The organism is Candidatus Poriferisodalis sp. (assembly GCF_965203655.1).
Lineage (GTDB): Bacteria > Actinomycetota > Acidimicrobiia > Acidimicrobiales > Poriferisodalaceae > Poriferisodalis.
In genome coordinates this window covers 338,604-362,295 of the sequence record NZ_CBDBDD010000008.1, presented here as the reverse complement: position 1 = coordinate 362,295, position 23,692 = coordinate 338,604, and the positions used below count along the sequence as shown (strand labels likewise).

The window sequence follows — 23,692 nt, the reverse complement described above, 5'->3', positions numbered from 1 at the left end:
AGGCTACCGAGGTGCCGTGACAGGCTCGCTGGCTGCTAGCGGGCCGTCCGCGGCAATGAGCGCTGCGGCGGCCGACGGCCGTTCGGACACGACCACGCTGGATCCTCCCGGCGGCATCGACACGCCGTAGAGCACGTCGGCCGACTCCATCGTGCGACGCTGATGACTCACGATGACCAGCTGCGACTCGCGCCGGAATTCGGCCACAAGATCCAGGAAGCGCTGCAGGTTCACATCGTCGAGCGCTGCTTCGACTTCGTCGAGGACATAGAAGGGCGAGGGGCGGCTGCGGAATACCGCGAAGAGATAGGTCAGCGCCACCAGCGAGCGCTCGCCGCCCGAGAGCAGCGATAGGCGTCCGACGCGCTTGCCGGCCGGTCGCACGTCCAGCTCGACGCCGCAGGTGAGCAATTCGTCGGGATCGGTCAGCGAGAGCTTGCCGGTCCCGCCGGGGAACAGCGTGCCGAACAGCTCCTCGAAGTTCCGCGCGACGTCCTCGAAGGCCTCCGCGAATGTCGCCACGATCTCGGCGTCGATCGCTCGGATCACCTTGCCCAGCTCGCGCCTGCTGCTGCGCACGTCGGCCAGCTGGGACGCCACAAACTCGTGGCGCTCGGATGCTGCTTCGTACTCGGACAGTGCGAGCGGGTTGGTCGGCCCGAGCCGGTTGAGATCGGCACGCAGCGATCGCTCGTGGGCCTTGGCGCTGGCGCCATCGGGCAGCGGCGGCGGCAGCGCTCCGAGTGCCGTTTCCGGCTCGGCGTCGAATTCCACTCGCAGGGTGTTGACCAGCACGTCGCGCTTGGTCCTGCGTTCAGCTTCGGTCACGTCCAGCGCCGCAAGCTCAGTGCGAAGGCGCTCCTGACGGGCCGATACGGAATCGCTCTCGTGCCGCAATGCGTCAAGTCGATCGGAGAGTTGGTGCACCAGCTCGGTCCGGGCCTCGTGGCGTGCTCGCAAGCGCCTGGCTTCGGCATCGAGACGGTGACGCCGCTCAGAGAGCAGCAGCGCGAGCCGATCCAGCGCCGAGACGATGTGCTCGGCTCGCGCCAGCCGTGCGGACGCAGCGGCACGGGACGACTCATGGCCCGCGAGACGCTGAGCGATCGCGCGAAGCCGATGCTCAAGGGCGGTCCGGCGCTGCTGCTGGGCGGCTGCACCGGCTTCGAGTGCCTGGACCTGCGCGGCCTGCCTGGCGGACGCGGCAGCGACTCGTTGCCGCAGCGATTCGACGGCTCGCCGTGCGTTGCGCTGGGTATCGAGCGCCGCTCGGTGCGCTTGTCGCGCCGCGTCGAGTGCGGCGGCTGCCGATCGATGCCGGTCCTTCAGCTCAGCGATGCGTCCCTGCGCCTCCTGGCGTGCGGCTTCGGCCGCCGCGGCTCCGGTGCCGCCGATTCGCCAGCCGCGGGGCCCGAATCGATCCCCGCTTGGTGTGACGAAGACGCCATGGTGATCTGCGCGGGCCCGCTCGTATGCAGCAGACCAGCCACCTTGCACGCACACCGCGTGACCGATCACTGCGTCCAGCAGCGCCGTGATGCGGTCGTGGCAGTCCTCCGGCGCGTCGGGAGCGACTCCGACGTGCGGCCGTACAAGTTCGTCTCCGGTGCTCGGTGGCGCTGCGCCCGCGGGCACAACTGGCTCGCTGGGTTCGCCCACGGCGCTGAGCGAGATCACCGATCCGGCCAGCCCTGCAGCGTCGAGCGCGCCAAGCGCTTCGGAGGCAGCGGTGTCATCGCTCACGACGACAGCGCTCAATGCCCCGTCCGCCGCGGCCTCGGTCGCCGCCTCGAAGCCCTTCTCGACAACGGCGAGATCGCCCAGAGGGCCCAACACGCCGGAAACGCCATCGAGTGCTTTGGTGACGGAGTCGTCTCGAGCTGAGCCGATTGCGGAGCTCAACGCTTCGGACCGACCGATCCAGCGCTGCAGGTCCTCGACCACGGATTGCTTGCGTTCATCGGCCTGCGTCACGGCTGCTGCTGCGCCATCGAGGCGCGCTTGGGCCTCCGACGCAACCGCGCTGGCCTCTTCGAGCGCAGCCTCGTCGGCATCCCCTCCAGGACCTGCTCCCGACCCGGCGCGGCCTGCAGGCGGCCCGTCGCCCGACGGCACCTCGGCTGCGGCATCCAGCTCAGCGATCTCCGCGGACAGCCGGGTGTGCTCGTCGGTGAGCGTCGCAACGACATCGGAGTCGAGCTCGGCGTTCCGTTCGAGTTCGACCGAGCGCATCCGTTCGTAGGTCTGACCAATGAGGCCACGAGCCCGTTCGGACAGCGACGCCACGCGTGGGAGCTGATCCGTCGGCTCGCTGGTCAACTCGGCGAGCTGCGCCTGCGCAGCCTCGATCGCGGCGCCGGCCTCGGCAAGCGAGGCCGCGGTGCTGGCCTGCTCCCCTTGCAGCTCGGCGCGCCGCGCATTTGCAGCAGCCTGTGCCTGCTGGTAGCCCGCCAGCTCCTGACCCGCGTTGTAGAGCTGAAGGTTTGCCAGCTCTGAACTGATCTCGGCGTGGCGGCGTGCGGCTTCTGCCTGACGCTCGAGCGGTCGGAGTTGGCGGCGCAGCTCGCGTTGCAGATCTGCCAGGCGCGTCACGTTTGCCTCGGTGCTCTCGAGCCGGCGCTCCGCCCGCTCCTTGCGCCGACGGAACTTCAGGACCCCGGCGGCCTCCTCGATGAGCGCGCGACGTTCTGACGGCTGGGCTGCGAGCACGCCGGTGATCTGGCCCTGGGCCACGATGATGTGCTGCTGCCGACCGACACCGGCGTCGTTAAGGAGCTCCTGCAGATCGAGCAGGCGGCAGGGCGTGCCGTTGAGCGCGTACTCCGACTCGCCGGAGCGGTAGAGCGTGCGGGTGATCGCCACTTCGGCGGTCTGTGTCGGCAGTGTCTGCGATTCGTTGTCGATGACCAGGGTGACCTGTGCCCGGCCCAAGGCGACACGGCGATCGGTGCCGGCAAAGACCACGTCGTCCATCCGCTGGCCCCGCAGTGCGCGCGGCCCCTGAGCGCCCAGCACCCAAGCGATCGCGTCCACGACGTTGGACTTGCCGCTGCCATTAGGGCCGACCACCACAGTGACGCCCGGCTCGAACGTCAGCGTGGTGGATTCGGCGAACGACTTGAAGCCGGACAGCGTCAGGGAGCGGAGGAACACAGGGCTAGTTCAGATCAATCGGGGCAGGGGCCAGCGCGTCGAGTTTGGCAAAGACTCGGGCTGCGGGCGGGGAGGGTTACGCGTGGCCTACACCTGATAGTCGCAGTAGTGGTGGGTCACGCCCCGGATCACGGCGGTGAGCACATCACCTCTGCCGTTGCGGCACCGCTCGCCCGCGCGCCCGTATACCTCGAGGTAGGTATCGAAGCCACCTGCCTTGCCGAAGATGTCGAGGTGCCCGCCGACTGAGGCACCCCGATACTTGATCGAGTTGTGAACGGTCTCAACGATGGCTCGGTAGAGCCGCCGGACTTCCTGGGTGTTCAGCGCACTGGCGACCCGCGCATGTCCCAATCGCGCCGCGTGCAGCACCTCATCGGAGTACATCGGCCCGATGCCCACCACGAACGTGGGATCGAGCAAGAGATCTCGCACGGTCTCGGTACGGCCTCGCAGCATGAGCGCAAAGTCTGTCCAAGGCATCGGCATGTCGACCGGATCGAATCCGAGTTCGTCCCGGTCCGGATAGAGCTTCTGGTAACGAGCCCAGGTGAGGACTCGCAAGGTTGCCTCATCACCCGAGTCGAGCAGGCGAAGCTGCCCTCCTTTGGTGAACGTCATGATCACCTTGGTCTCGGGCTCAACCGGGGTTCTCGAAGTCGCCCGCCGGAACGAACCGGTTTCGCCGAGGCGCGCGACCATGATCTCGTCGGAGTCGAGCACGAAGTGAATCAGCGAACCCTCCCGGGAAACCGAGTTGATCTTCTTGCCCACAAGCAGGTCGGCGAACTGCTGCTTGGAGCGCATCGCCGGCAGTGCCCGCTTGGTGCCGGGAACGTGGACTGACTTGAACTTGCGGTTCGAGATCTCCTTGTCCAGATCGCGCTTGGCAATCTCGAGCTCAGGCAGTTCAGCCATGGGTGGGCTCCTTCGCAACGGTCGATCGGTCACTGCAATCCTGGGCAAACCGCACGCACGCGGCTGCCGCCGCGTGGCGCTCCGCGGCTCGCTTCGTGGCACCCTCGCCGCGGCCCCAGACCTCGTCGCCCACACGGGCCTCGGCCACGAAGTTCCGCAGGTGCGCAGGTCCCGAACCCACCACGACGTAGGTGGGCTCGGCGCCGAATCGCCGAGCGACCAATTCCTGGAACCGGTTCTTCGCCTCACGAGCACCGGGCGCGGCAGCCGCAGCAGCGATGCGCGATCCCAGCAAGCGCCCGACAACGTCGCGGACCGCGTCGATGCCCCCGTCGAGATACACCGCGGCCAGCACCGCTTCCAACGCATCGGCAAGGATCGATTCCCGGTCAGCTCCACCGGTCGCCGCCTCGCCCCGGCCCAGCAGCAGGGCTGACCCCAGGTCGCACTCGCGAGCCGCAGCGGCCAAGGCCGCGGCGCTCACCACCGCCGACCGCACCGCGCTGAGGTCGCCAGGGCCGAGATCGGGCCAGTGGACAGTGGCATGCTCGCTGACGCAGAGCCCGAGCACGGCATCGCCCAGGAATTCCAGGCGTTCGTTGGACACAGCGACGTCGTCGTTCGAGGCCGAGCTGTTGTGCTCGTTGCACCAGCTTCGATGGGAGAGCGCCTCAATCAGCAGTGCGGGATCGGCGAATCGATGTCCGACCCGCTCCTCGAGGCCGCGGAGCTCGGCGCGTTCAGCGGCGGCTGTCTCCACGTCAGCCGACGCGTTCCATCACATAGTCGATGGCGTCGCGCACTGTCTTGAGATCTTCGAGATCCTCGTCCTCGATCCGAAAGCCCACCGTGCGGTCCGAGAGCTCTTCCTCGAGCGCCTCCACCAGCTCGATCAGCGCCAGCGAGTCGGCGCCGAGATCGTCGACGAAGGACGACGACTCGGCCACCTGAGACGGCTCCAACTCCAAGATGTCGGCGAGCTGGTTGCAGATGAGGTCGAAGACTTCGCCGCGTTCGGGGGGATTCTGACGCACATGGGTTTCAGCGGGCATGAGAACTCCTGCCGTCTTCGGCGTTCGGGCGCTGCGGTACCGCGGTAGGCGGCACCGCTGTGGGACGACGGATGGATCTTGCGCATCCGTGCTGCGGATGCGCGGGTGAGCCTACCGTCAGCCTTCAGGATGCTGGAAGGCTGACCGCCGCCAGCTCGCCCAGCAAGTCGGCCTCGACCATGCGGTGTGCCACTCTGATTGCGCTGGTGATGGCTCGGGGGCTCGACGAGCCGTGAGCAATGACGCAGACGCCCCGCACGCCCAGCAGCATCGCTCCCCCGACGTTGTCGGCGCTCATCTCCTCGGCCAGCGGTGCGAGCAGCCGAAGTGCGTCCGCACCCGCCTCCCCGCCCTCGGCGAGACGCTCGAGAATCAGACGCACGAAGAACGACGCCGTGCCTTCCAGCGACTTCAGCAGCACGTTGCCGGTGAACCCGTCGGTGACCACGACATCAACGGGGCCGTCGAGGAGGTCGCCGCCTTCGACGTTGCCATAGAAATCGATCTCATCGTCGGCCGCCAGCAGCTTGTGGGTCTCCTTGACGAGCAGGTTGCCCTTTTCGGGCTCCTCGCCGATCGAGAGCAAGCCGACACTGGGCGCCGCCACACCGAAGCGGATGCGGCTGTAGGCCGAGCCGAGACGGGCGAACTGATGCAGCCACTGGGCGCTGCAGTCGGCCATAGCGCCCGAGTCGAGCAGCACGCGCGCCGTCCCGTCGCCGGGCACGGGGAATGCCGTGGCGATCGCCGGTCGGGCCACCCCGGACAGCCGCCGCAGGCGAAGCAAGGCAGCCGCCGCCACCGCGCCGGTGTTACCTGCGCTCACCACCGCCGAGGCCTCGCCGTCACGCACAGCAGTGACAGCACGCGCTATCGAAGAGTCCTTCTTGGTCCGGACGGCACGGCTGGGCTCCTCGGACATCTCGATGACCTCGGATGCATCGATGATGTCGAGCGATCCGCCGCCGGCGGCCACGATGGCGTCACGACGCCCGACGAGAACGACCTCGAGTCCGTCGGCGGTTGCATCGAGAGCGCCCTGCACAACGGCTTCTGGCGCATCGTCGCCTCCCATGGCGTCGACGGCCACCGGCTGCGTCATGAACCCGGGCCCGTCTTCGCCATCTGGGACGATCTCACACGATTCTGGCTCAGGCGATATCGAGGGCTTGCCGACCGCCGTACCAGCCGCACTGTCCGCACACCCGGTGAGGCAGCTTCGCGGCGCCACAGCGTGGGCACACGCTTCGCGGCGCCTCGTTGAGACGCCATGCAGCTGCACGACGCGAACGCGTCTTGCTCTTGGACGTCTTTTTCTTGGGGACTGCCACGGCTGGACTCCTCGAGCGGACCATGCAGCCTATCCATCAGTGCCCCGAAGCTGACTCGCCTGCAGGCCCTCATGGCGACTCCGCCTGGCCCCGGCGCAGAGCCTCCAGCGGTGCCCAGCGCGGGTCTGGCTGTTCGGCCGGGTCGTCGTGCGCGTGTTCATCGGTTGCCTGATCGAGATCTGGCGGGTGGTTGGGGCACGGATCGGGATACGGGCACGCGATGGCCTCGATCGGCAACTCCAGCAGGATCGCCTCACGCACCATGGGTGCGAGATCGGCGTGTTCAGGGTGAAGCCGGTACTGCTCGCCTTCGCGTGGCGTAGCAGCAAACACCTCGCGGACGTTGGCACATGCTTGGCCATCCAGCGGTATCCAGCAACGGGCACATGGTCCCCGCCACCCCGCAGTGATGTGGCCTGCGGCGCTCAATCCGCCGCTGATGAGCTCCAGGGTCAGCTCCACGTCGACCTCACTGTCGCTGGGCACCTCCACGTCTGCGATGCGGAGGCGATCGCCATCGTCGGCTTCTGCGAGGTCAGCTGCCGGTACCGTCGCTGACCACGTGATCGGGCCGCGTTCGAGCAGTCTCAGGGGCACGGACAGGGACCGCTCAGGGTCCCTGCGATTCACGCCTGATCCTGGTCGAACACCACCGGGACGGTGTCGGGGCCGCTGCGGGCCGACTGCAGGTCGCCGGTGTCGTTCTCAGCTTCTGCAGTGACGGCGGGCGATGTGCCCGGCGCCGCCGGCGCAATCGGCGTCGCGACCCGCTTGCCGAGCTTGCGCCGCGCCGCCTGAACGGCGATCTGGATCTGGTCGACTGCGCTGGCGAACTGCGCGAGCTGCCGCTCGCAGTACTCGTCGACTTCGTGGCGGCGGCGGCGCGACTGGATCTGTGCATCGTCGAGCAGCTGGCGAGCGCGTCGCTCCGCGCTGCGCACGACCTCGGTGCGCTGCACCATCTGCGCCACGCGTCTGCGGGCCTCGTCGATGACCAGGTTGGCGTCGACACGCGCCTGGGCCAGCACCTCGTCGCGCTCGCGCAGCAGCCAGCGGGCTTGGCGCGTTTCGTCGGGCACCGCCGCCAGCGCCGACTCGAGCAGTGTCATCACCTCGTCGCGATTGATCATGACCGAGGTCGAGAGCGGCATCGGCCTCGCTGCGTCGATGATCCCCATGGCTTCACGGACGAACTGCTCAGCGGTGACCGACGGGCGCCGCGGCGCCAAGGTGCCGGGATGGCGCGACTCCGGTGACGCGGCCGTTTCCTCGGTGGGAGCGCCGTGGGAGTCCAATGAGGGCTCCTCAGGCGCGACGCCCGGATGCGCATATGGCTGCGGCGGGGCGTCGACGCCCCCCTCCGACGTGCTCACGAGGCAGCCTCCTGCGCTGCTCGTTGCCGGAGCCGTTCGGCTACCGGGGGCGGGACCAGGTGGGAGCAGTCGCCGCCGAACTTGGTGATCTCGCGGATGTAGTTGGACGCGATGAAGAGGTGCTCGGTGCGAGGCGGCACGAAGACCGTCTCCACGCCCGAAACGGAGTGGTTCATGTGCGCCATGCGCAGCTCAGACTCGAAGTCGCTCTGGTTGCGCAGGCCCTTCACGATGACATCGGCGCCGAGCCGGTCGGCGAGGTCGACGACGAGTTCTCCGAACTGCACCACCGACACATTGTCGAGGTGACTGGCGGCCTCGGAGATCATCGTGACGCGCTCATCGTCTGAGAACAACGGCGTGGACTTGGCCGGGTTGCGCATCGCCGCGACGACCACGGAGTCAAACAGCCGCGAGGCTGCCGAGATGACATCGAGATGACCGTTATGCACAGGATCGAACGAGCCTGGATACATCGCCATGACCACCGAGAACGGTTCCTCCGGATCGAGCCGTGTCCGGCGAAGGTACCGCGCTGCAGTCCCGAATCGAGGGACCCTCAATCGCCCGCCGAGCCCCCCATCTCGGTGTCGGGCACGATGAGGTCCCAGCGGTCGCCGCAATCGGCGCAGCGGTATGCGACGACGTCCCCTGGCTGGAAGCCCCAGTCGGGCTCGGGCACGCTCAGCAGGCCGCAGCGCCCGCCGCAGTCGACGCACATGATCTCTGCCGGCACTGCCACATCGTCGACATTGTCCACACCCTCAGTGTCGCACCCGCCTGCTGTCACACCCGTAGGCCTCCGACCTGCTGTCACACCCGTAGGCCTCCGGCCTACGGTGATGCCATGCGTGTCGTCGGCGGGGCGTTGGGCGGCCGCCGCCTCGTGGCGCCCGAGCCGGGTTCAGATTCCACCCGGCCGACATCCGACCGGGCCCGCGAAGCCATCTTCAACATGCTCGTCAGTGTCATGGACCTCGACGGCGTCACCGTGACAGACCTGTTTGCCGGCACGGGTGCTCTGGGCATCGAGGCGCTGTCACGGGGGGCGGCACACGCCGCATTCATCGACTCCGACCCCGCTGCCTGCCGCATCATCAACGCGAACCTGGCCGGACTCGGGCTCGCCGGCCGAGCCGCCGTCGTGCGCAGCGACATCGAGTCGTACCTGGCGGCGCACTCCGACACGGTGGATCTGGCCTTCGCGGATCCGCCCTACGGCTTCGACCGCTGGGCTGAGCTGTTGCGAACGCTGGACGCCGCCGTGCTCGTGTGCGAGTCGGACCGCGAGATCGAACCCGGCCCCGATCACCCGTGGGACACGTGGAGGGTGCGCCAGTACGGCACACCGGTCATCACCATCCTGTTACGCCCGGACACGATCGCCACTGCGTCGCATCGCGATCCAGCCGCCCAGGGCGATTAGCTGCGCTGCAGGTAGTCGGAGTCGCGTCGGCTGGCGAACCAGTCGATCTCGTCGGCCAACCCTGGATGGTCGTCTAGGGCGCCGTCGGACCCGATGAGCTCGGCAGCGGCATCGCGCGCCTCCTGCACCCACGTCAGATCACGGGCCAGCGAGGCCAGCTTGAGATCGCTGCGGCCCGACTGGCGTTCGTCGAACAGCGTGCCCTCGCCGCGCAGCTCGAGGTCGCGCTCTGCCAGCTCGAATCCGTCGTTCGTCGAAGCCAGCGCGCTCAGCCGCTCGACCGCGATCGGTGTCGGATCCTCGTCGCTGACGAGATAGCAGGTCGACGCATGGCTGCCCCGACCCACCCGGCCCCGCAACTGGTGCAGCTGTGCGATGCCGAAACGGTCGGCCGACAGCACCACCATGACCGTGGCATTGGGCACGTCGATCCCGACCTCGATGACCGTCGTCGCGACCAGAGCGTCGAGATCGCCCTCCCGGAACCTGGTCATCGTGGCTTCCTTTTCTGCCGGCGGCAGGCGTCCGTGCAACAGACCGACCCGCAGGCCCGCGAGCGAGCCGGCCGCCAGCTCTGCGTGCATCTGGGTGGCCGAGCGGGCATCGAGGCTCTCGCTCTCGGCAATCAGCGGGCACACCACGTATGCCTGACGCCCCGCTTCGATCTCGGCGCGCACCTCGATCCACATCGCTTCAGCCGCCAGTGGGCCTTGCGCCCACTGCGTGACGATCGGCGTGCGGCCCGGCGGCAGCTCGTCGAGCACCGAGACATCCAGATCGCCGTACACGGTCATGGCCGCCGTGCGGGGAATCGGCGTTGCGGTCATCACCAGCAGGTGCGGTATCCGGCGGTCGTCGCGCCCGCTCTCGCGCAGCCGCGCACGCTGGGACACGCCGAATCGATGCTGCTCGTCCACCACGACCACGCTGAGCGAGCCGAACCTCACCGACTCCTCGAGCAGGGCGTGCGTGCCGACGACGATGTCCGCAGCGCCCGTGGCAATCTCCAGGAGCACCTCGCGGCGCTGCGTCGCCGAACTCGATCCGCTGAGCAGGCGCAGACGCAAGGGCCTGCGACCGCCGAGCCGCGCCTCGTCGGGCACTTCGAACCCGTCGAGCAAGGCGCGCAGCGCGATGTAGTGCTGCTCGGCGAGCACCTCGGTCGGCGCCATGAGCGCGCCCTGGTGGTCGTTCTGGACGGCCGCCAGCAGCGCATGCAGCGCCACCAGCGTCTTGCCCGAGCCGACATCGCCCTGCAGTAGCCGGTGCATCGGTCGCAGGGTGCTCAGATCGGCGTCGATGTCGGCCATGGCACGCCGCTGCGCATCTGTCAGCGTGTACGGGAGGCGCCGGTGAAATGCCTCGATGAGGCTGCCGGAAGGCTCGTGCGCGATGCCGAGTTCGCGGGCCTCGCGCGCCAAGCGCTGGCTTCGCAGCATCAGCTGCACCCGCAGCAGCTCATCGAACACCAGCCGGTTGCGGGCGGCCCACTGGTCGGGCATCGACGCCGGCTCGTGGATGTCGGCCAGCGCCTGGGCCCGTCCGGCGAGCCCCAGCCGGCCACGCAGCCACTCCGGCACCGGATCGGCAATACCACGGGCTGCACAGCGCCGCTGCGCTTCGCCGATCCAGTTCGCAACGTCCCACGTCACGATGCCGGCGTTCTCAGACTGCGGGTAGATCGCCACGATCCTGCCGGTGCGGTCCCCCGCCGAGCCGCCGCCCAGCACGTCGACCACCGGGTTGGTCATCTGCTTGCGGCCCCGGTAATTCTCCACCTTGCCGAACAGCGCCACTGTCCGCCCCTCGGCGAGCTGGCGCTCACGCCACGGCTGGTTGAAGAACACGGCGCTCAGCACGCCGGTGGCATCGGCCACCTCGACGTTCACCAGTCGCCGGCCGCCGCGCAGGCGGCGGCTGGACACGGCGTGCACATCAGCCACCACGGTGATCTCCGACCCGATCTCGGTCTCGCTGATCGGAGCCTGGGCCGTGCGGTCGACGTAGCGCCGGGGGTAGTAGGTGAGCAGGTCGAACACGGTCTCGACACCGACATCGGCGAGGGCTTTGCGGCGCTGGCGGCCGACGCCGTTGAGCCGATCAACGCCGATCGCGTCGAGTTCCCGCAGCGTCAGCGGGTCCTTCACAGTTGCCCCCGGGGACCGGCCCACAGCGGGCTGGCTGGGTTGGGGTGGACTCATTCGATGCCGAAGAGGTACGGGTAGTGGTCCTGGCCGCCGACGTGACGCTCGACTTCGACGTCGGGCCAGTGCTCGGCGAGCCATGCCATCACTTCGGCGGTCTCGGCCGACTGGGCGCCTGCTCCCTCGATCAGCGTGAGGATCTCGTGGGCCGGGGTGAGCATGGCTTCGAGCAGCCCGACGGCCGCCGCGGCTGCGGTGTCGCCCGCAGCCGAGATGCCCCCGCCGTCGAGACCGATCCACTGCCCGGCGGCGACCTGTCCCGCCGCCCCAGTCGTGTCGCGCACTGCCTGGGTCACTTCGCCCGCCGACACCGCATCGGCAGCGTCACCCATCGAGGCGGCGTTGGCGTCGGCGCTCGCGTCGGGGTCGTACCCGATCAGGGCTGCGAGGCCCGCGGGCACCGAGGTTGTGGCTACCACCGTGACGGTCTTGCCGGCGTGCTCGCCCGCCTGGCGCGCCACCGGCACGATGTTGGAGTTGTTGGGCAGCACCACGACCTGCTCGGAGGGCGCAGCCTCGATGGCTGCGAGCAACTCGGCCGTCGAGGGATTCATCGTCTGCCCGCCGGTGACGAGTTCGTGGCAGCCCAGCGAGGCGAACAGCTCGTCGAGCCCCGCCGCGGGCGAGACCGCAACCACCGCACACCCCACCAGCGGCCGCTGCTCGGGCTCTGCTGCGTCGCGGCCTGCGTGCGCACCGTGCCCGCCGTGCGCGCCGTGCCCACCGAGGCCGGCGACCTGCTCGTGGAGATCGGTGATCTGGATGCGATGCGGCCGTCCGGCGTCGATGCCCGCCTCGATGACGGGGCCGATGTCGTCGGTGTGGATGTGGCAGTTCCACAGCCCGTCCCCGCCCACCATCACGATCGAGTCGCCGAGCGAGTCCCAGGCCACCTTGAAGTCGTCGATGTTCTCGTCGGGCGCCGAGAGCAGGAACATCACCTCGTAGCGGGTGCCGGAGGGATCGTGCACGTCGTGGCCGCCGCCGTCGAGGTGGCTGTGCAACTCGGCGCGTTGCTCCGCGACCGGGTCCACGGCGACGCCCTGCAGGCTCGCACCAGCGTTCCCGTGGGCGATCACCGCCTCCACCTCAGCAGGCAGGTCCACGGCATCGGGCAGCGGGCGTCCATCCACGACGCTCAGCAGGGCGTCGAGCAGCAGCAGGTATCCCGCTGCGCCCGCGTCCACCACGCCGGCGTCGGCCAGCACGGGCAGCTGCTGCGGCGTCGCCTCCAACGCCGTCTGCCCCGCTTGCTTGGCGCTTTCGAGCACAGCGGCCAGCGCCCTGTCCTCGTCGCCCGCCAGCGTGACCAGCGCGCGCTCGGCCGCCTGCGCCGAAGCGCGCGCAACGCTCAGGATGGTGCCCTCCACCGGCCGCATAACTGCGCCGTCCGCCGCCGTGCTCGCGGCCATCAGTCCTCGAGCAAGCAATTCGGCGTCGATCGGCGGCTCCGCCTCGGGCTGTTCGTCACTCGGGGCCAGCGTGGCCGCCATCCCACGCAGGAGCTGGCTCACGATGACGCCGCTGTTGCCCCGCGCGCCCATGAGCGCGCCGTGGGAGATGGCCCGGCAGATGTCAGCCCGCCCAGCTCCGGCACGCAGGAGTTCCTCGCTGACCGCAGCCAGCGTCAAGGCCATGTTGGTGCCGGTGTCGCCATCGGGCACCGGGTACACATTCAGCCGATCGATGGTCACGCGGTGCTGATCCAGCGCAGTTCGGTAGGTGCGAATGGCCTCGGCCAGCGCATCCGAATCGAGGGTGGTCAGCGGACCGGCTGCGGTGCGTGGGTCGCCGTCGCCCATAGCTGCCGAAGCTACAACGCGCGCCGCCGTCGGTTGCTAGCTTTCGGTAGGTCGCGCAGCCCGCCTCGGCGGGCTCGCGATTTCCCAGCCACGGGAGGCGCACATGCAAGGCGTCATCAAGTCATATGACCCTGCATCGAGAGTCGGTGTCGTCACCGACGACGTCACGCGCGCCGAGCACGAGTTGGCACCGAATGCCTTGGAAGGCTCCATCTTCCGGATGGTGAGGCAGGGCCAGCGAGTGATCTTCGACCTTGACGAGCGGGGGCTCGCCACGCGGCTCCGTCTGGGGTCAGAGGTGGACCTGGGAACACCCGACTGGATCACCGCCGGGGGGGAGACAGCGTGATCTGAGGCCGGTGCGGCCGCACCGGTCGAAGAGCGAGTTCTACGACTCGATGCACGAGCGAGTACGAGACTCGGACCCGGAGGACAACTTGCCTGCGACTGACAACCGCCATTTGATCGATTGGGTCGATCATTGGGCCGGCGTGCTGCGACCCGATGCCGTCCACTGGTGCGACGGCACCGAAGCCGAGTACGACCGGCTCTGCAGCAAGATGGTCGAGTCCGGGACGCTCATCGAGCTCGACTCCCGCACCCGCCCCAACAGCTTCCTCGCCCGGTCGGACCCTGCCGACGTCGCACGGGTCGAGGACCGCACCTTTATCTGCAGCGAGAACGAGATCGACGCGGGCCCCAACAACAACTGGCGCCATCCCGACGAAATGCGCGAGGAGCTGCTGAAGCTCTTCGAGGGCTCGATGCGCGGCAGGACCATGTACGTCGTGCCCTTCTCGATGGGGCCGCTGGGCAGCCACATCGCCCACATCGGTGTGCAGCTCACCGACTCGCCCTACGTCGCCGCCTCCATGCGGATCATGACTCGCATGGGCCAACCGGCGCTCGATGTGCTCGGCGATGGTGACTTCGTGCCGTGCATCCACTCGCTCGGCGCCCCGCTGGAGTCGGGTCAGGCAGATGTGCCATGGCCCTGCGACGCCGACCGCAAGTACATCGTGCACTTCCCCGAGACGCGCGAGATCTGGTCGTACGGATCCGGCTACGGCGGCAATGCCCTGCTGGGCAAGAAGTGCTTCGCTCTGCGGATCGCCTCCACGATGGCCCGCGACGAGGGCTGGCTGGCCGAGCACATGCTGATCGTGGGCGTGACGCCTCCCGACGGCGAGACGATCTACGTCGCGGCGGCGTTCCCCTCTGCCTGCGGCAAGACCAACATGGCGATGATGATCCCGACGCTGCCGGGCTGGAAGGTACGCACCATCGGCGACGACATCGCCTGGATGAAGTTCGGCGACGACGGTCGCCTGCACGCCATCAATCCCGAGGCCGGCATCTTCGGTGTCGCGCCCGGCACCGGCGACGACACCAATCCGAACGCGCTCGGCACCATGTGGGGCAACTGCATGTTCACCAACGTGGCGCAGACCCCCGACGGCGACGTCTGGTGGGAAGGTCTCACGCCGGAGCCCCCCGAAGGCATCATCGACTGGCGCGGCAACGAATGGTCGGCATCCGACGGGACGCCCGCTGCGCATCCCAATGCCCGCTTCACGGCTCCCGCCGGACAATGCCCCTCGATTGCGCCCGAGTGGGAGGACCCCGCCGGCGTGCCGATCTCCGCGATCCTCTTCGGCGGACGGCGCGCCACCACGGTGCCCCTGGTGGTCGAGGCCTTCGACTGGGAGCACGGCGTGTTCCTGGGCTCGCAGATGTCCTCGGAGAAGACTGCTGCAGCGGCCGGGGCGGTGGGCGAAGTGCGGCGCGACCCGTTCGCGATGCTGCCGTTCTGCGGGTACAACTTCGGCGACTACTTCCAGCACTGGCTGGATATCGGCGCGAAGCCGGGCACCCAGCTGCCAAAGCTCTATTACGTCAATTGGTTCCGCAAGGACGACGACGGCAGGTTCATCTGGCCGGGTTTCGGCGACAACGCCCGGGTGCTGAAGTGGGTGCTCGAGCGGATCGCCGGCCACGGTGAGGCCGTGCCGACGGCGATCGGCCTGGTGCCCCCGCCCGAGGCGCTCGACACCAGCGGGCTCGACCTCACCGACGCCGAGATCGAGACGCTGCTCGGGGTCGACGAGGACGACTGGCGGGCTGAGATCGACATGATCGAGGCGCACTACGGAGCGCTGGGTGAGCGTCTGCCGCCCGAGATGCGCAAGGAGCTCGACCGGCTCGAGCAGCGGCTCGGCTTCTGATCCGCTGCACGGCGCCCGCTGCGAGAGCGGAACGTCACGGGCGGCCAGCTGGCCAAGAACACGGCCCGGATGGCGGAATCCATGGCTGAAGAACTCGCACAAAGCGGAGGGCTCGCGCCAGTGGTATTCGAGCTGCTGCCGGCATCTGATGACGGTTCGAGAGCTGTGATCGCCACTTCGGCTGTTGTCCAAACCGGGGAGCAGTGGACGAGTGCCCGCTCGACAATTGAGCAACCCTTGTCGCCAAGAAGCTCGATCTCAAAGAGCTCTCGGCGACGTGTCAGTCTCGAGACGGCGGCTTTGCCGCCGTCTGGCGGTGATAAACACGATGCCGCTCCGACCCGGACCAGAGAGGTGCACATGAGCGATAGCAACGTTCCGGGCGGACTGGGTGACGCACTTACAGGGATCGTTGCCGATCACGACTTGGAGAAGCAGGCCTTCGTTGACTCTGGGCGTTTGGTCGGCGATGTCATCCAGATCGACTACACGAGCGCCGATTTCCTGCTGCACGACAGCGCCAAACAGGCCGTCGGTGGCGTGCAGCAGGGATGTCTGCTCGTCGCAGTCAGGCTCGACGAAGACGACCGCCCCGACCCTGGAGCGGCCCGCTTGCTGCTGCGGGTGGTGTCGAACGCTCCACTGCCAAATGACATGTCGATGCGGCAGGCCCGTTTCGACGCGGCTCAGCGGGTGGCGGACAGCTCCGAGAACTGGGACGACAGCAAAGTGACGGATCTGTTCACTCTGAACCTGATGAGGTACTCGGGAGTGCGGTGCAGGATCCTCGGCTCGTATCAGCCACCGCAGGGCTCAGATGCCCCGTGGCAGTTCAGCAGCGATGTGGACAACTTCTACAGCGGGCGAGGCCTCAAGGTGTACAAGCCGACCGGGGAGGACCTAGAGCAGATCGTGAACAGTGCGAGCCGGGCCGAGAACGACGGCCAGATCACCAAGATCGGACACGTTCGCTACGCAACGGCGACGCCTGCAGATTCGGCCAAGGTGAACATCGCGGCTGAGGATTTCGTGGCTCAGCGCACGGCCCTCTTTGGGATGACCCGTACCGGCAAGTCGAACACTGTCAAAATCATCGCGCGGGCCGTGTTCGAGTTGCGCGAGCCCGCGGACGGCGCTCGGGTCGGGCAAATCATCTTTGACCCCGACGGCGAGTACGCCAATGCCAACCCGCAGGACCAGGGCTGCTTGCGCAACTTGGGCAACCACGAGTGGGCAAGGCCCAACGATGTGGTGACCTACGGGTTGCACCCTCACCCGCACGATGAGAACCGGAATATCACCAAGTTCAACTTCTTCGGGGACCGCGAACCCGCCCACCTGTCGGGCGATTACGACGCCAGCGAGGCGTTGGGCAGCCTGACTCAGGGCAAGCGGATTTTGGATGAATTCCTGGCGGGCGAAACCGCCGGATACATCAAGCCGTTCGTGAGCCAGGACATGGTGCCGCCACCGAGCCACGCCGAAACGGGCGATTGGAAGCGGTACCGCAGGGCTCTGCTGTTCTACCGAGCGATTCTGGCCGCCGCCGGCTACGCGTCACCGGGCTACGGCCCGGAGACGTCAGGGCTATTCAACGCTGATCTCAGAGCGGCGATGAGCCGGGTCGGCGCCACGAGTCGCTTTGTCGACGAGTCGCAGCTCGCGGTTGGCTCCTGGTCGCAGGCCGCCGACTTCGCGGCGGCGTTCGCAGAGTTCGTGGACACCAACGAGTTCAGGAAATTCGACCGCGACTACGAGAGCGCCGGCGGAAAGAAGTGGTCCGACACCCGGTTGCTGGACCTGCTCAAGATCTTCACCAACACGCGAGGCTTGAACGTGCTGCGGTCCGCCCGCGAATGGCACGATCCGAGAGCAGGATCGAACTACACCGACGAGATTGTGGGGCATCTCCAGGCTGGCCGGCTTGTGATCGTGGATCAGTCGACCGGTGACCCGCAAATGAACGAAACGGCAGCTCGCGATGTGATGGGCGCCATCTTCCGGGCGCAGCAGCACGCGTTTATCCATCCCGAGCCGCTAGATGGTTCCGGGGAGCTGTCCAAGCCTCCAGCGGTATTGGTTTACGTCGAGGAGGCCCACACGCTGCTGCCACACGACAGCAATGACATGAGGAGCGTCTGGGTGAGGTCCGCGAAAGAGGGGGCGAAGTTCAACATCGGCATCGTGTACTCGACCCAGGAGCCGTCCTCCGTGCACGCCAACATCCTCAAGAACACCGAGAACTGGTTCATCACCCATCTCAACAACACCGACGAGACCCGTCAGCTCGCTAAGTTCAACGACTTCTCCGATTTCACAGACGGAATCATCAACGTCAACGAACCGGGCTACGTCAAGATGCGAACGCGCTCGAGCCGGTTTACCGTGCCGGTACAGATCGACGTTTTCGACGCGCCGACCGCCGGGGACGATTCCTAGAGGTGCCTTACGACGGTGAGTTTGCGACGGGTCACACGCTGGCTCGACTGCTCGACAACCCTGCGGTGCGCGACTTCGACGGGGAGATCAGGAAGTCAGCCTCCGCGGTCGCCCATGTCCTGCCAGCCACCATCGAACCGAGCCGCGGGTCCGCGCGGGTGAAGCAGCTCATCGCGATAGACGGCTCGACGGTGACATCGAGAGTCGAGAACGGCCATCCTGGAGCCGAAGCTGCGCTGTTGAACATCGCCGCGGTCGTAATCGCATTGGCCAAACTGCGCGAACTCAGCCAGCTAGGGCGCAGCGCCGATGATCGGATCCCGAGCCCTGCCGCCGTCAGGGATCTCGAGAATTGCGACACGCTCAGCGCGGTGCTGCCTGGTCGCAACGTCATCGGCATGTCTGCCGACGCGGACACTCCCAAGAGGTTCTTCCGCCAAGTCGTCCACCGCGAGATCAGCGGGGCGACGCTCTCAGGCGACCACGAGACGCTACTGGAGACGCTGCAATCCATAACGAACAACCGGGCAACGCCAATCCAATGCCCCGGCGACTCGTGCGATCAGCATGTGACGCCGCAGGCTGAGACGTCGAACTGCGCTGCGTGCGGCGAGACGGTGTACCCGTCGGACGCCCTGCGCTGTCACGAAAGGTTCGAGGATTACGGCAGCAGCGAGCAAGCGTTCACGATGGTGAGGATCGTCGTGGAGCACCTCGCGATGGTCAATTTGATCCGCTGGTTCGAGAAGCACGACCGGTTCGACGTGCTCGACGGCATCGGATTCGTCATGGACGGTCCGCTGGCGATCTTCGGCATGGCAGCGTGGGTCAAGGCGCACATCCAGGACGAACTGGCCCGGCTGCACAAACTGTCTTTGGACGCAGGCGGATCGGGACTACTGCTGTTGGGAGTCGAGAAGCACGGCTTGTTCATGGACCACCTCGAGGACATCGACTGGTCCGCGGCCGGAGGCGAGCGCGGCCGGCTGCAGCCGGGCACAGTCCTTGCCCCTGATGTCGATTACGTCCACCGGCACATCGCGCTGCGGCCACCGGACGCCAAACCCCACGGGCAGGACACCTACTACGGGCGGCATCTGATGTACAAGTCGCGAAGCGGTCAGCACGCAGCGTTGACACTGCCGATCGTCAACGCCCAGGGAGCGGACCCGGCATGTGTGGACGAGGGCGCCTACCCGCGTGTTGGCGACGCTCTCGACTTAATCGACGAGCTAGGCACTCACCTCTACAAAGACGGCTTCGCGCCGCTGGCTCGAGCGCATCTGCACGCAGCCGTGCCGCTGCATCGCGGCACAGAGATCTTGAAGTCCATCTTCGCGGACTGATGATGGACGCCCTGACGAACCCGACTCCTGATTGCGGCACCGGTTTCGCAACCCCTGAAGCCCGGTGGGCCCGACTGGGCCCCTACTACGCGATGTTCCCGATCCGTTTCGCTCAGGATGCCGTTGATCGCTTCACCGAACCCGGAGACGTGGTCTTGGACCCGTTCTGCGGGCGAGGCACGGCACCCTATGCGGCAATGGTCGCAGGCAGGGACGCGGTCGCATGCGAGATCAACCCCGTCGCCTGGGTGTACGCCGCCACCAAGACAGCTCCGGCGTCGGACCCAGATGCAGTGAAGGATCGCATCGGTGACATTGCCAAGGCTGCCAAACCCAAAGACCGCGAGCCCGAGTCGCAGTTCCAGCAGCTGGCGTTCTGCCCGAAGGTGCTGGGATTCCTCAACGCCGCCCGCCGCGAGCTTCGGTGGCGCGACGGCACTACCGATCGCACCGTGGCCGCATTGATCCTCCAGTACTTGCACAGCAAGGTGCCGCAGGGATTGTCGAACCAAATGCGGCATTGCCGAGCGATGGCGCCGGAATACTGCGTGCGTTGGTGGAACGAGAATGGCTACGAGACTCCGCCCGAGGTCGACCCGATCAGCTTCCTCAACGCCAGAGTCGACTGGCGTTATCGCAAAGGAATTCCCGAGAGATCTCACAGCCGCGGCGTGACCGTCACCCTCGGCGATTCCGCCACCGACCTTGTCGAGCCGCCCGCCCCAGCGCGGCTGGTAGTGACATCTCCCCCATACAGCGGCGTCACCGACTACGGGGTCGACAGCTGGTTGAGGCTGTGGGCGATCGGGGAGGGCCCTGCTCTGCCGAAGTGGGACACTCGGCATAAGCACGTCGGCTTGGCCAAGTACCGCACCATGCTGGAGCGAGTATTCGCTGCCACCGCAGCCAGAGCGCACCCTGATGCGGCCTGGCTGGTGCGCTGTGACGCCCGCGAACGCACGCTCGACGTCGTGCTCCCGATCCTGAGCGACATTGCCGGCGAACGAGAAGTCGAAGTGAGCCCGGCCCCATTCAGTCGCCCCACCCAGACATCGCTCTACGGCGACCGGGCAGACAAGCCCGGCGAGATCGACCTGCTCGTGCGCCCCACAACGGCGACGGTCGCAGCTCATCGGGGCGTGGCAGCGGCCTAGCTAGGGCCGACGAGCGGGCTAATGCCGAGGCCGAACGGTGCCTAACGGCCGTGTCCGAGCTGCTGGCGGCAAGCGTATACGAAGAGCAAAACGGTCACGCGACCGGCCCACAGCAACTACCGTCTCGCTCGCTTGTCAAGTGTTGCCGGCCCAGCTACAAGTGCAATGACTGGACGCAAGGCTTGCTAAGCGATCTGCGAGGAAGCTACATCGCCATGCACATTGGATTCAGAACATCCGGGGGTCGAGGGGAATACGAGCTAGTAGGACACCATCAAGGAGTTCGGGCTTCTGAACTCGACGGTTGGAAGCTCGATTGGCGATTGCCGGATGGCTCCGTCATGTCCAGCGACTTGCACATCAAGCCGGCCCGCAGCGGCAAGGCACGATTTAGGAAGGTCGATCCGAACGCCTCTACTCCGCAAGTCGGTAGGCAGATGGCGTCGCTACTTCTCTTGAGGCCGATTAGAGACTTCCTAAACACCGCCGACCGCTTTCCGGTACTTCAGCAGAGAGGTTACTTGCTGGACAAAGTGGGATTCAGCCCGCAGGTCGAACTTGATGAGACAAGCGAGAGAATCGTCGCGAAGCCAAACTATGTCTCCATCAGGAATCAGAGTGGAATTCAGCACTTAGGCTTTGATGCCCGGTGGAATTCAGTTCTCACGCTACATGCCATGGCCATGGATGACGAATTCGGAGAGCACGGACGTGAAATCCGGAATCTACTGATACAACATGATGAAGCTCTGCGCAGTGGCCCCGCTGACCCCGCAAGCTGGCGATCGACAAGTGCAATCTTCCAATGGCTTGACAGCGTCGCCGGAACCAACCATGCAGAGCCGATTGACGCCTTGTTTGAAACAGTCTATGAATCACCCGAGGTTGACGCCATCGCGCCTGCCACGGAGCTGGAACTTGCACAGCTCGCCGCGGATGACATCCCGATGCGCATACGTACTGCAAGCATTATGCGAGTTAGTAGCGGCCGTGGTTCAAGCGGTTCCCAATTCTCGCACGCAGTTCGCACAGCTTGGCGGCATACATGCGCATTCTGCGGGCTCCGCTTTCCGAGTCAAACGAACGCCGCCTCCGGCGTGGACGCTGCCCATATCCTTGCGTGGAGCGAGTACGACCTCGACGATCTGTCAAATGGCCTGTGCTTGTGCAAGTTCCATCACTGGGCTTTCGACCAGGTGCTGCTCACGGTGCACTACGAAGGAGGAAGATACTTCGTGGACACCACCGCGCTGATAGAAGAGTACGGGGAATCCGAACGCGCACGCCTCAGCGAGGCCGTAGGTGAGATCCCGTCTTCGCGGCTACCAACATTACGCACATCGCGGCCGAATCCAGCGTATCTCCGAAGGCTCTACGAAGATATCGACCTATCGAATCTCGAATAGGCTGTTGAAGGCTTCCGCGCTCGCCTCAAGCTCTATTAGAGAACTTGTAGTAGTCTTCGGCCAAGCCATTCGGCCACTGGCACAGATACCGCATTCCCACAGGCGTGGTATCTAGCGCTATCGAGCGCTTCTAGTTCATCGCGCCTTCGCTTTGGAACTGTCCAATCATCCGGAAATCCTTGCAAACGCTCGGTCTCAAGCGGTGTCAGTCGTCTCACAGCGCCGTGCGGATACGAAACGTAGTTGCGCGACCAGTCAGTACCAGTGTGTCTAGCAGATTCGGCATATAAGCAATGAGCGAGCTTCTTTACGTATCCGACGCGAGAGTCTCCAACGCAGATCTTAAAGGGGGAAACAGATTTCTGCCCATTCGATCGGCGCGTCTCAGAATCCCGGTCGCCGCATTCGGGCTCAAATAATACCGCTCCGGCACTGGCGGCTCCTCCAAGATATCCGACAATGAAGACTCGAGAGCGTGACTGGGGGATGCCGAAGTGTCGACTGTCAATAACTCGCCATGCGAGACCATACCCGAGTTCGGCCAACGTCCGTATGACGATTCCAAAATCTCTTCCTTTGTTGGAAGAGAGGAGAGCCGCAACGTTTTCGATGAGGATAGTTTCGGGGCGACAAGACTCAATGAGTTCAGCAAATGCATAGAAGAGGCCGGATTGGCTTCCGGCGAGTCCTGCTCGTGGCCCCATTCGGGCGAGACTGACGTCTTGACACGGGAATCCGCCGACCCAAATATCGGCGCTTGGTATTTCATGTGACTCCACTTCACGAATGTCTCGTACACGTTCTACATGCGGCCAGTGCTGTTCCAAGATGTCCAGACAGAAGTCATTGATCTCGCATTGCCACACTGTCTCCAGGCCGGCGCGCTCAAACCCGAGATCGAAGCCTCCGATACCAGCAAAGAAGCTGGCGACGCGAGGTCTCGTTGCAGGGGCGTGATCGTCCAGAAGCATGATGAACGAACGGTAGACCGAAGGTGTGACATCAAGGTGGATGCCGAGACCCCGTCTGGATTGTCCAAGCAGGCGGCGTAGCGGTGTCGGGTCGAGGGGGCCCGCGCGCGTCAGCTGCCCAGGAACATGGCCCGGATAGCGAGGCCCATGATGAACAGGGCGCCGAGGCCGAACAGCTCGTAGCGGCGGTGCTCGAGCTGCTGGCGGTAGCCGATGACGAACGCGACCGCCACGGCGCAGCAGACCCCGTAGAACACGTGGAACGCCGGGGCATCGACCGCGGCGACTCGCATGAGGATGACCCCAGCGGTGAGCTGGATGAACACCAGCACCCATGCGCCGCCCAGCAGCCACCACAGGCTGCGGTGCCGCAGCGCGTGCCAGCGGATCGCGCCGAGCGCCCAGAGTCCCGCCGCCCCATTCGACAGCACCATTGCCCAGCCGAGCGCCGTGTGGACCGTCGACCAGACCTCAGCGCTCACTGACGCGGTGAGACGTGCTCGGTGAACAGGTGGATGAACATCATGAGGTTCTGCGCGTCGCCGTGGCCGTTTGCGAGGTTGATCTCGCCGGGTCGGCGCGCCTCGGTCTCACTCAGCTTCATCACGTCGAGGGCTCGCAGGAGCCCAACAGGGGCCCCCGCAGAGACCAGCTCGCTGATGTCGCGCACGAGGTGACGGCCGCGCAGTCCTTGGGACTGGATGAGGCTGCGCAGCAGCAGCCGTGCCAGCGCGCAGGCACTCGCCGGCGACACGTCGGCAACCGCGGCAGCCTCGTCGTACAGCGGCACGAGCTTGCGATCGAGTCCCGGCGGGGCGCTGTGCTGCTCGGCGGGTCTCGAAGGCTCGCCAGACTGATCGGCGCGCCCTGGGCGGGCGCCATCGGGCACGGC

At 66.4% G+C, this 23,692-nt stretch carries 22 protein-coding genes; 7 read left to right on the top strand and 15 right to left on the bottom strand.

Going from position 1 to position 23,692, the window contains the following annotated elements; genetic code table 11:
• Positions 1-3 precede the first annotated feature (3 nt).
• The 10 genes from ACOGW9_RS10290 to ACOGW9_RS10245 all read right to left on the bottom strand — a co-directional run bounded on the left by ACOGW9_RS10290 (position 4) and on the right by ACOGW9_RS10245 (position 8,587).
• Positions 4-3,153 carry a chromosome segregation SMC family protein gene (locus ACOGW9_RS10290; RefSeq protein ID WP_419910908.1) on the bottom strand — a complete coding sequence of 1,050 codons (3,150 nt, stop codon included), beginning with the start codon at positions 3,151-3,153 and terminating at the stop codon, positions 4-6.
• Positions 3,154-3,240: 87 nt separating this feature from the next.
• On the bottom strand, positions 3,241-4,071 hold the full coding sequence (locus ACOGW9_RS10285; protein WP_419910906.1) for a DNA-formamidopyrimidine glycosylase family protein: 831 nt from the start codon (positions 4,069-4,071) through the stop codon (positions 3,241-3,243).
• On the bottom strand, positions 4,064-4,831 hold the full coding sequence (gene rnc / locus ACOGW9_RS10280) for a ribonuclease III (RefSeq protein WP_419910904.1): 768 nt from the start codon (positions 4,829-4,831) through the stop codon (positions 4,064-4,066). The genes ACOGW9_RS10285 and rnc overlap by 8 nt, the downstream gene beginning before the upstream one ends.
• Position 4,832: 1 nt before the next feature.
• The gene (locus ACOGW9_RS10275) at positions 4,833-5,123 is read right to left on the bottom strand and encodes an acyl carrier protein (RefSeq protein ID WP_419910902.1); all 291 of its coding nucleotides are present in this window, start codon (positions 5,121-5,123) and stop codon (positions 4,833-4,835) included.
• A gap of 124 nt (positions 5,124-5,247) precedes the next feature.
• Complete coding sequence (plsX, locus tag ACOGW9_RS10270) at positions 5,248-6,225, bottom strand: phosphate acyltransferase PlsX (RefSeq protein WP_419910900.1); 978 nt, start codon at positions 6,223-6,225, stop codon at positions 5,248-5,250.
• A 49-nt stretch (positions 6,226-6,274) separates the two neighbouring features.
• Positions 6,275-6,478 (bottom strand): 50S ribosomal protein L32, encoded by a 204-nt coding sequence (gene rpmF / locus ACOGW9_RS10265; protein WP_419910898.1) that lies wholly within the window; start codon positions 6,476-6,478, stop codon positions 6,275-6,277.
• Positions 6,479-6,523: 45 nt separating this feature from the next.
• Positions 6,524-7,084 (bottom strand): YceD family protein, encoded by a 561-nt coding sequence (locus ACOGW9_RS10260; protein ID WP_419910896.1) that lies wholly within the window; start codon positions 7,082-7,084, stop codon positions 6,524-6,526.
• Positions 7,081-7,827: a hypothetical protein gene (locus ACOGW9_RS10255; RefSeq protein WP_419910894.1), complete on the bottom strand. Its 747-nt coding sequence runs from the start codon at positions 7,825-7,827 to the stop codon at positions 7,081-7,083. Before ACOGW9_RS10255 ends, ACOGW9_RS10260 begins: the two co-directional genes overlap by 4 nt.
• Positions 7,824-8,309 carry a pantetheine-phosphate adenylyltransferase gene (coaD, locus tag ACOGW9_RS10250; protein ID WP_419910892.1) on the bottom strand — a complete coding sequence of 162 codons (486 nt, stop codon included), beginning with the start codon at positions 8,307-8,309 and terminating at the stop codon, positions 7,824-7,826. The genes ACOGW9_RS10255 and coaD overlap by 4 nt, the downstream gene beginning before the upstream one ends.
• A gap of 77 nt (positions 8,310-8,386) precedes the next feature.
• On the bottom strand, positions 8,387-8,587 hold the full coding sequence (locus tag ACOGW9_RS10245; protein WP_419910890.1) for a hypothetical protein: 201 nt from the start codon (positions 8,585-8,587) through the stop codon (positions 8,387-8,389).
• Between the two features lie 87 nt (positions 8,588-8,674).
• Between ACOGW9_RS10245 and rsmD the strand changes: the two genes are divergently transcribed.
• Positions 8,675-9,253 (top strand): 16S rRNA (guanine(966)-N(2))-methyltransferase RsmD, encoded by a 579-nt coding sequence (gene rsmD, locus ACOGW9_RS10240; protein ID WP_419910888.1) that lies wholly within the window; start codon positions 8,675-8,677, stop codon positions 9,251-9,253.
• Here rsmD and recG read toward each other — a convergent pair.
• Both recG and ACOGW9_RS10230 read right to left on the bottom strand, forming a co-directional pair.
• Positions 9,250-11,400: an ATP-dependent DNA helicase RecG gene (gene recG / locus ACOGW9_RS10235; protein ID WP_419910886.1), complete on the bottom strand. Its 2,151-nt coding sequence runs from the start codon at positions 11,398-11,400 to the stop codon at positions 9,250-9,252. The two genes, rsmD and recG, sit on opposite strands and share 4 nt — an antisense overlap.
• Before the next feature lie 50 nt (positions 11,401-11,450).
• Positions 11,451-13,259 carry a DAK2 domain-containing protein gene (locus tag ACOGW9_RS10230; RefSeq protein ID WP_419910884.1) on the bottom strand — a complete coding sequence of 603 codons (1,809 nt, stop codon included), beginning with the start codon at positions 13,257-13,259 and terminating at the stop codon, positions 11,451-11,453.
• A gap of 103 nt (positions 13,260-13,362) precedes the next feature.
• Here ACOGW9_RS10230 and ACOGW9_RS10225 point away from each other — a divergent pair, with 103 nt between their 5' ends.
• From ACOGW9_RS10225 to ACOGW9_RS10200, 6 genes are all read left to right on the top strand, one after another.
• Positions 13,363-13,608, top strand: a complete 246-nt coding sequence (locus ACOGW9_RS10225; RefSeq protein ID WP_419910882.1) for a hypothetical protein — start codon at positions 13,363-13,365, stop codon at positions 13,606-13,608.
• Between the two features lie 49 nt (positions 13,609-13,657).
• Complete coding sequence (locus ACOGW9_RS10220) at positions 13,658-15,484, top strand: phosphoenolpyruvate carboxykinase (GTP) (protein ID WP_419911300.1); 1,827 nt, start codon at positions 13,658-13,660, stop codon at positions 15,482-15,484.
• A 360-nt stretch (positions 15,485-15,844) separates the two neighbouring features.
• Positions 15,845-17,923 (top strand): helicase HerA domain-containing protein, encoded by a 2,079-nt coding sequence (locus tag ACOGW9_RS10215; RefSeq protein WP_419910880.1) that lies wholly within the window; start codon positions 15,845-15,847, stop codon positions 17,921-17,923.
• A gap of 2 nt (positions 17,924-17,925) precedes the next feature.
• Positions 17,926-19,269 carry a hypothetical protein gene (locus ACOGW9_RS10210; RefSeq protein ID WP_419910878.1) on the top strand — a complete coding sequence of 448 codons (1,344 nt, stop codon included), beginning with the start codon at positions 17,926-17,928 and terminating at the stop codon, positions 19,267-19,269.
• Positions 19,270-19,271: 2 nt separating this feature from the next.
• Positions 19,272-20,423, top strand: coding sequence for a DNA methyltransferase (locus ACOGW9_RS10205; protein ID WP_419910877.1), 1,152 nt, complete (start codon positions 19,272-19,274; stop codon positions 20,421-20,423).
• A 341-nt stretch (positions 20,424-20,764) separates the two neighbouring features.
• Positions 20,765-21,829, top strand: a complete 1,065-nt coding sequence (locus ACOGW9_RS10200) for an HNH endonuclease (protein WP_419910875.1) — start codon at positions 20,765-20,767, stop codon at positions 21,827-21,829.
• A gap of 35 nt (positions 21,830-21,864) precedes the next feature.
• On the opposite strand, the gene ACOGW9_RS10195 is transcribed toward ACOGW9_RS10200, so the two are convergent.
• The 3 genes from ACOGW9_RS10195 to ACOGW9_RS10185 all read right to left on the bottom strand — a co-directional run bounded on the left by ACOGW9_RS10195 (position 21,865) and on the right by ACOGW9_RS10185 (position 23,689).
• Positions 21,865-22,800 (bottom strand): DNA cytosine methyltransferase, encoded by a 936-nt coding sequence (locus tag ACOGW9_RS10195; protein ID WP_419910873.1) that lies wholly within the window; start codon positions 22,798-22,800, stop codon positions 21,865-21,867.
• Positions 22,801-22,910: 110 nt separating this feature from the next.
• A complete protein-coding gene (locus tag ACOGW9_RS10190) occupies positions 22,911-23,282 on the bottom strand; it encodes a hypothetical protein (RefSeq protein WP_419910871.1) in 372 nt (123 codons plus the stop codon).
• On the bottom strand, positions 23,279-23,689 hold the full coding sequence (locus tag ACOGW9_RS10185; RefSeq protein ID WP_419910869.1) for a hypothetical protein: 411 nt from the start codon (positions 23,687-23,689) through the stop codon (positions 23,279-23,281). The genes ACOGW9_RS10190 and ACOGW9_RS10185 overlap by 4 nt, the downstream gene beginning before the upstream one ends.
• Between the last annotated feature and the right edge of the window lie 3 nt (positions 23,690-23,692).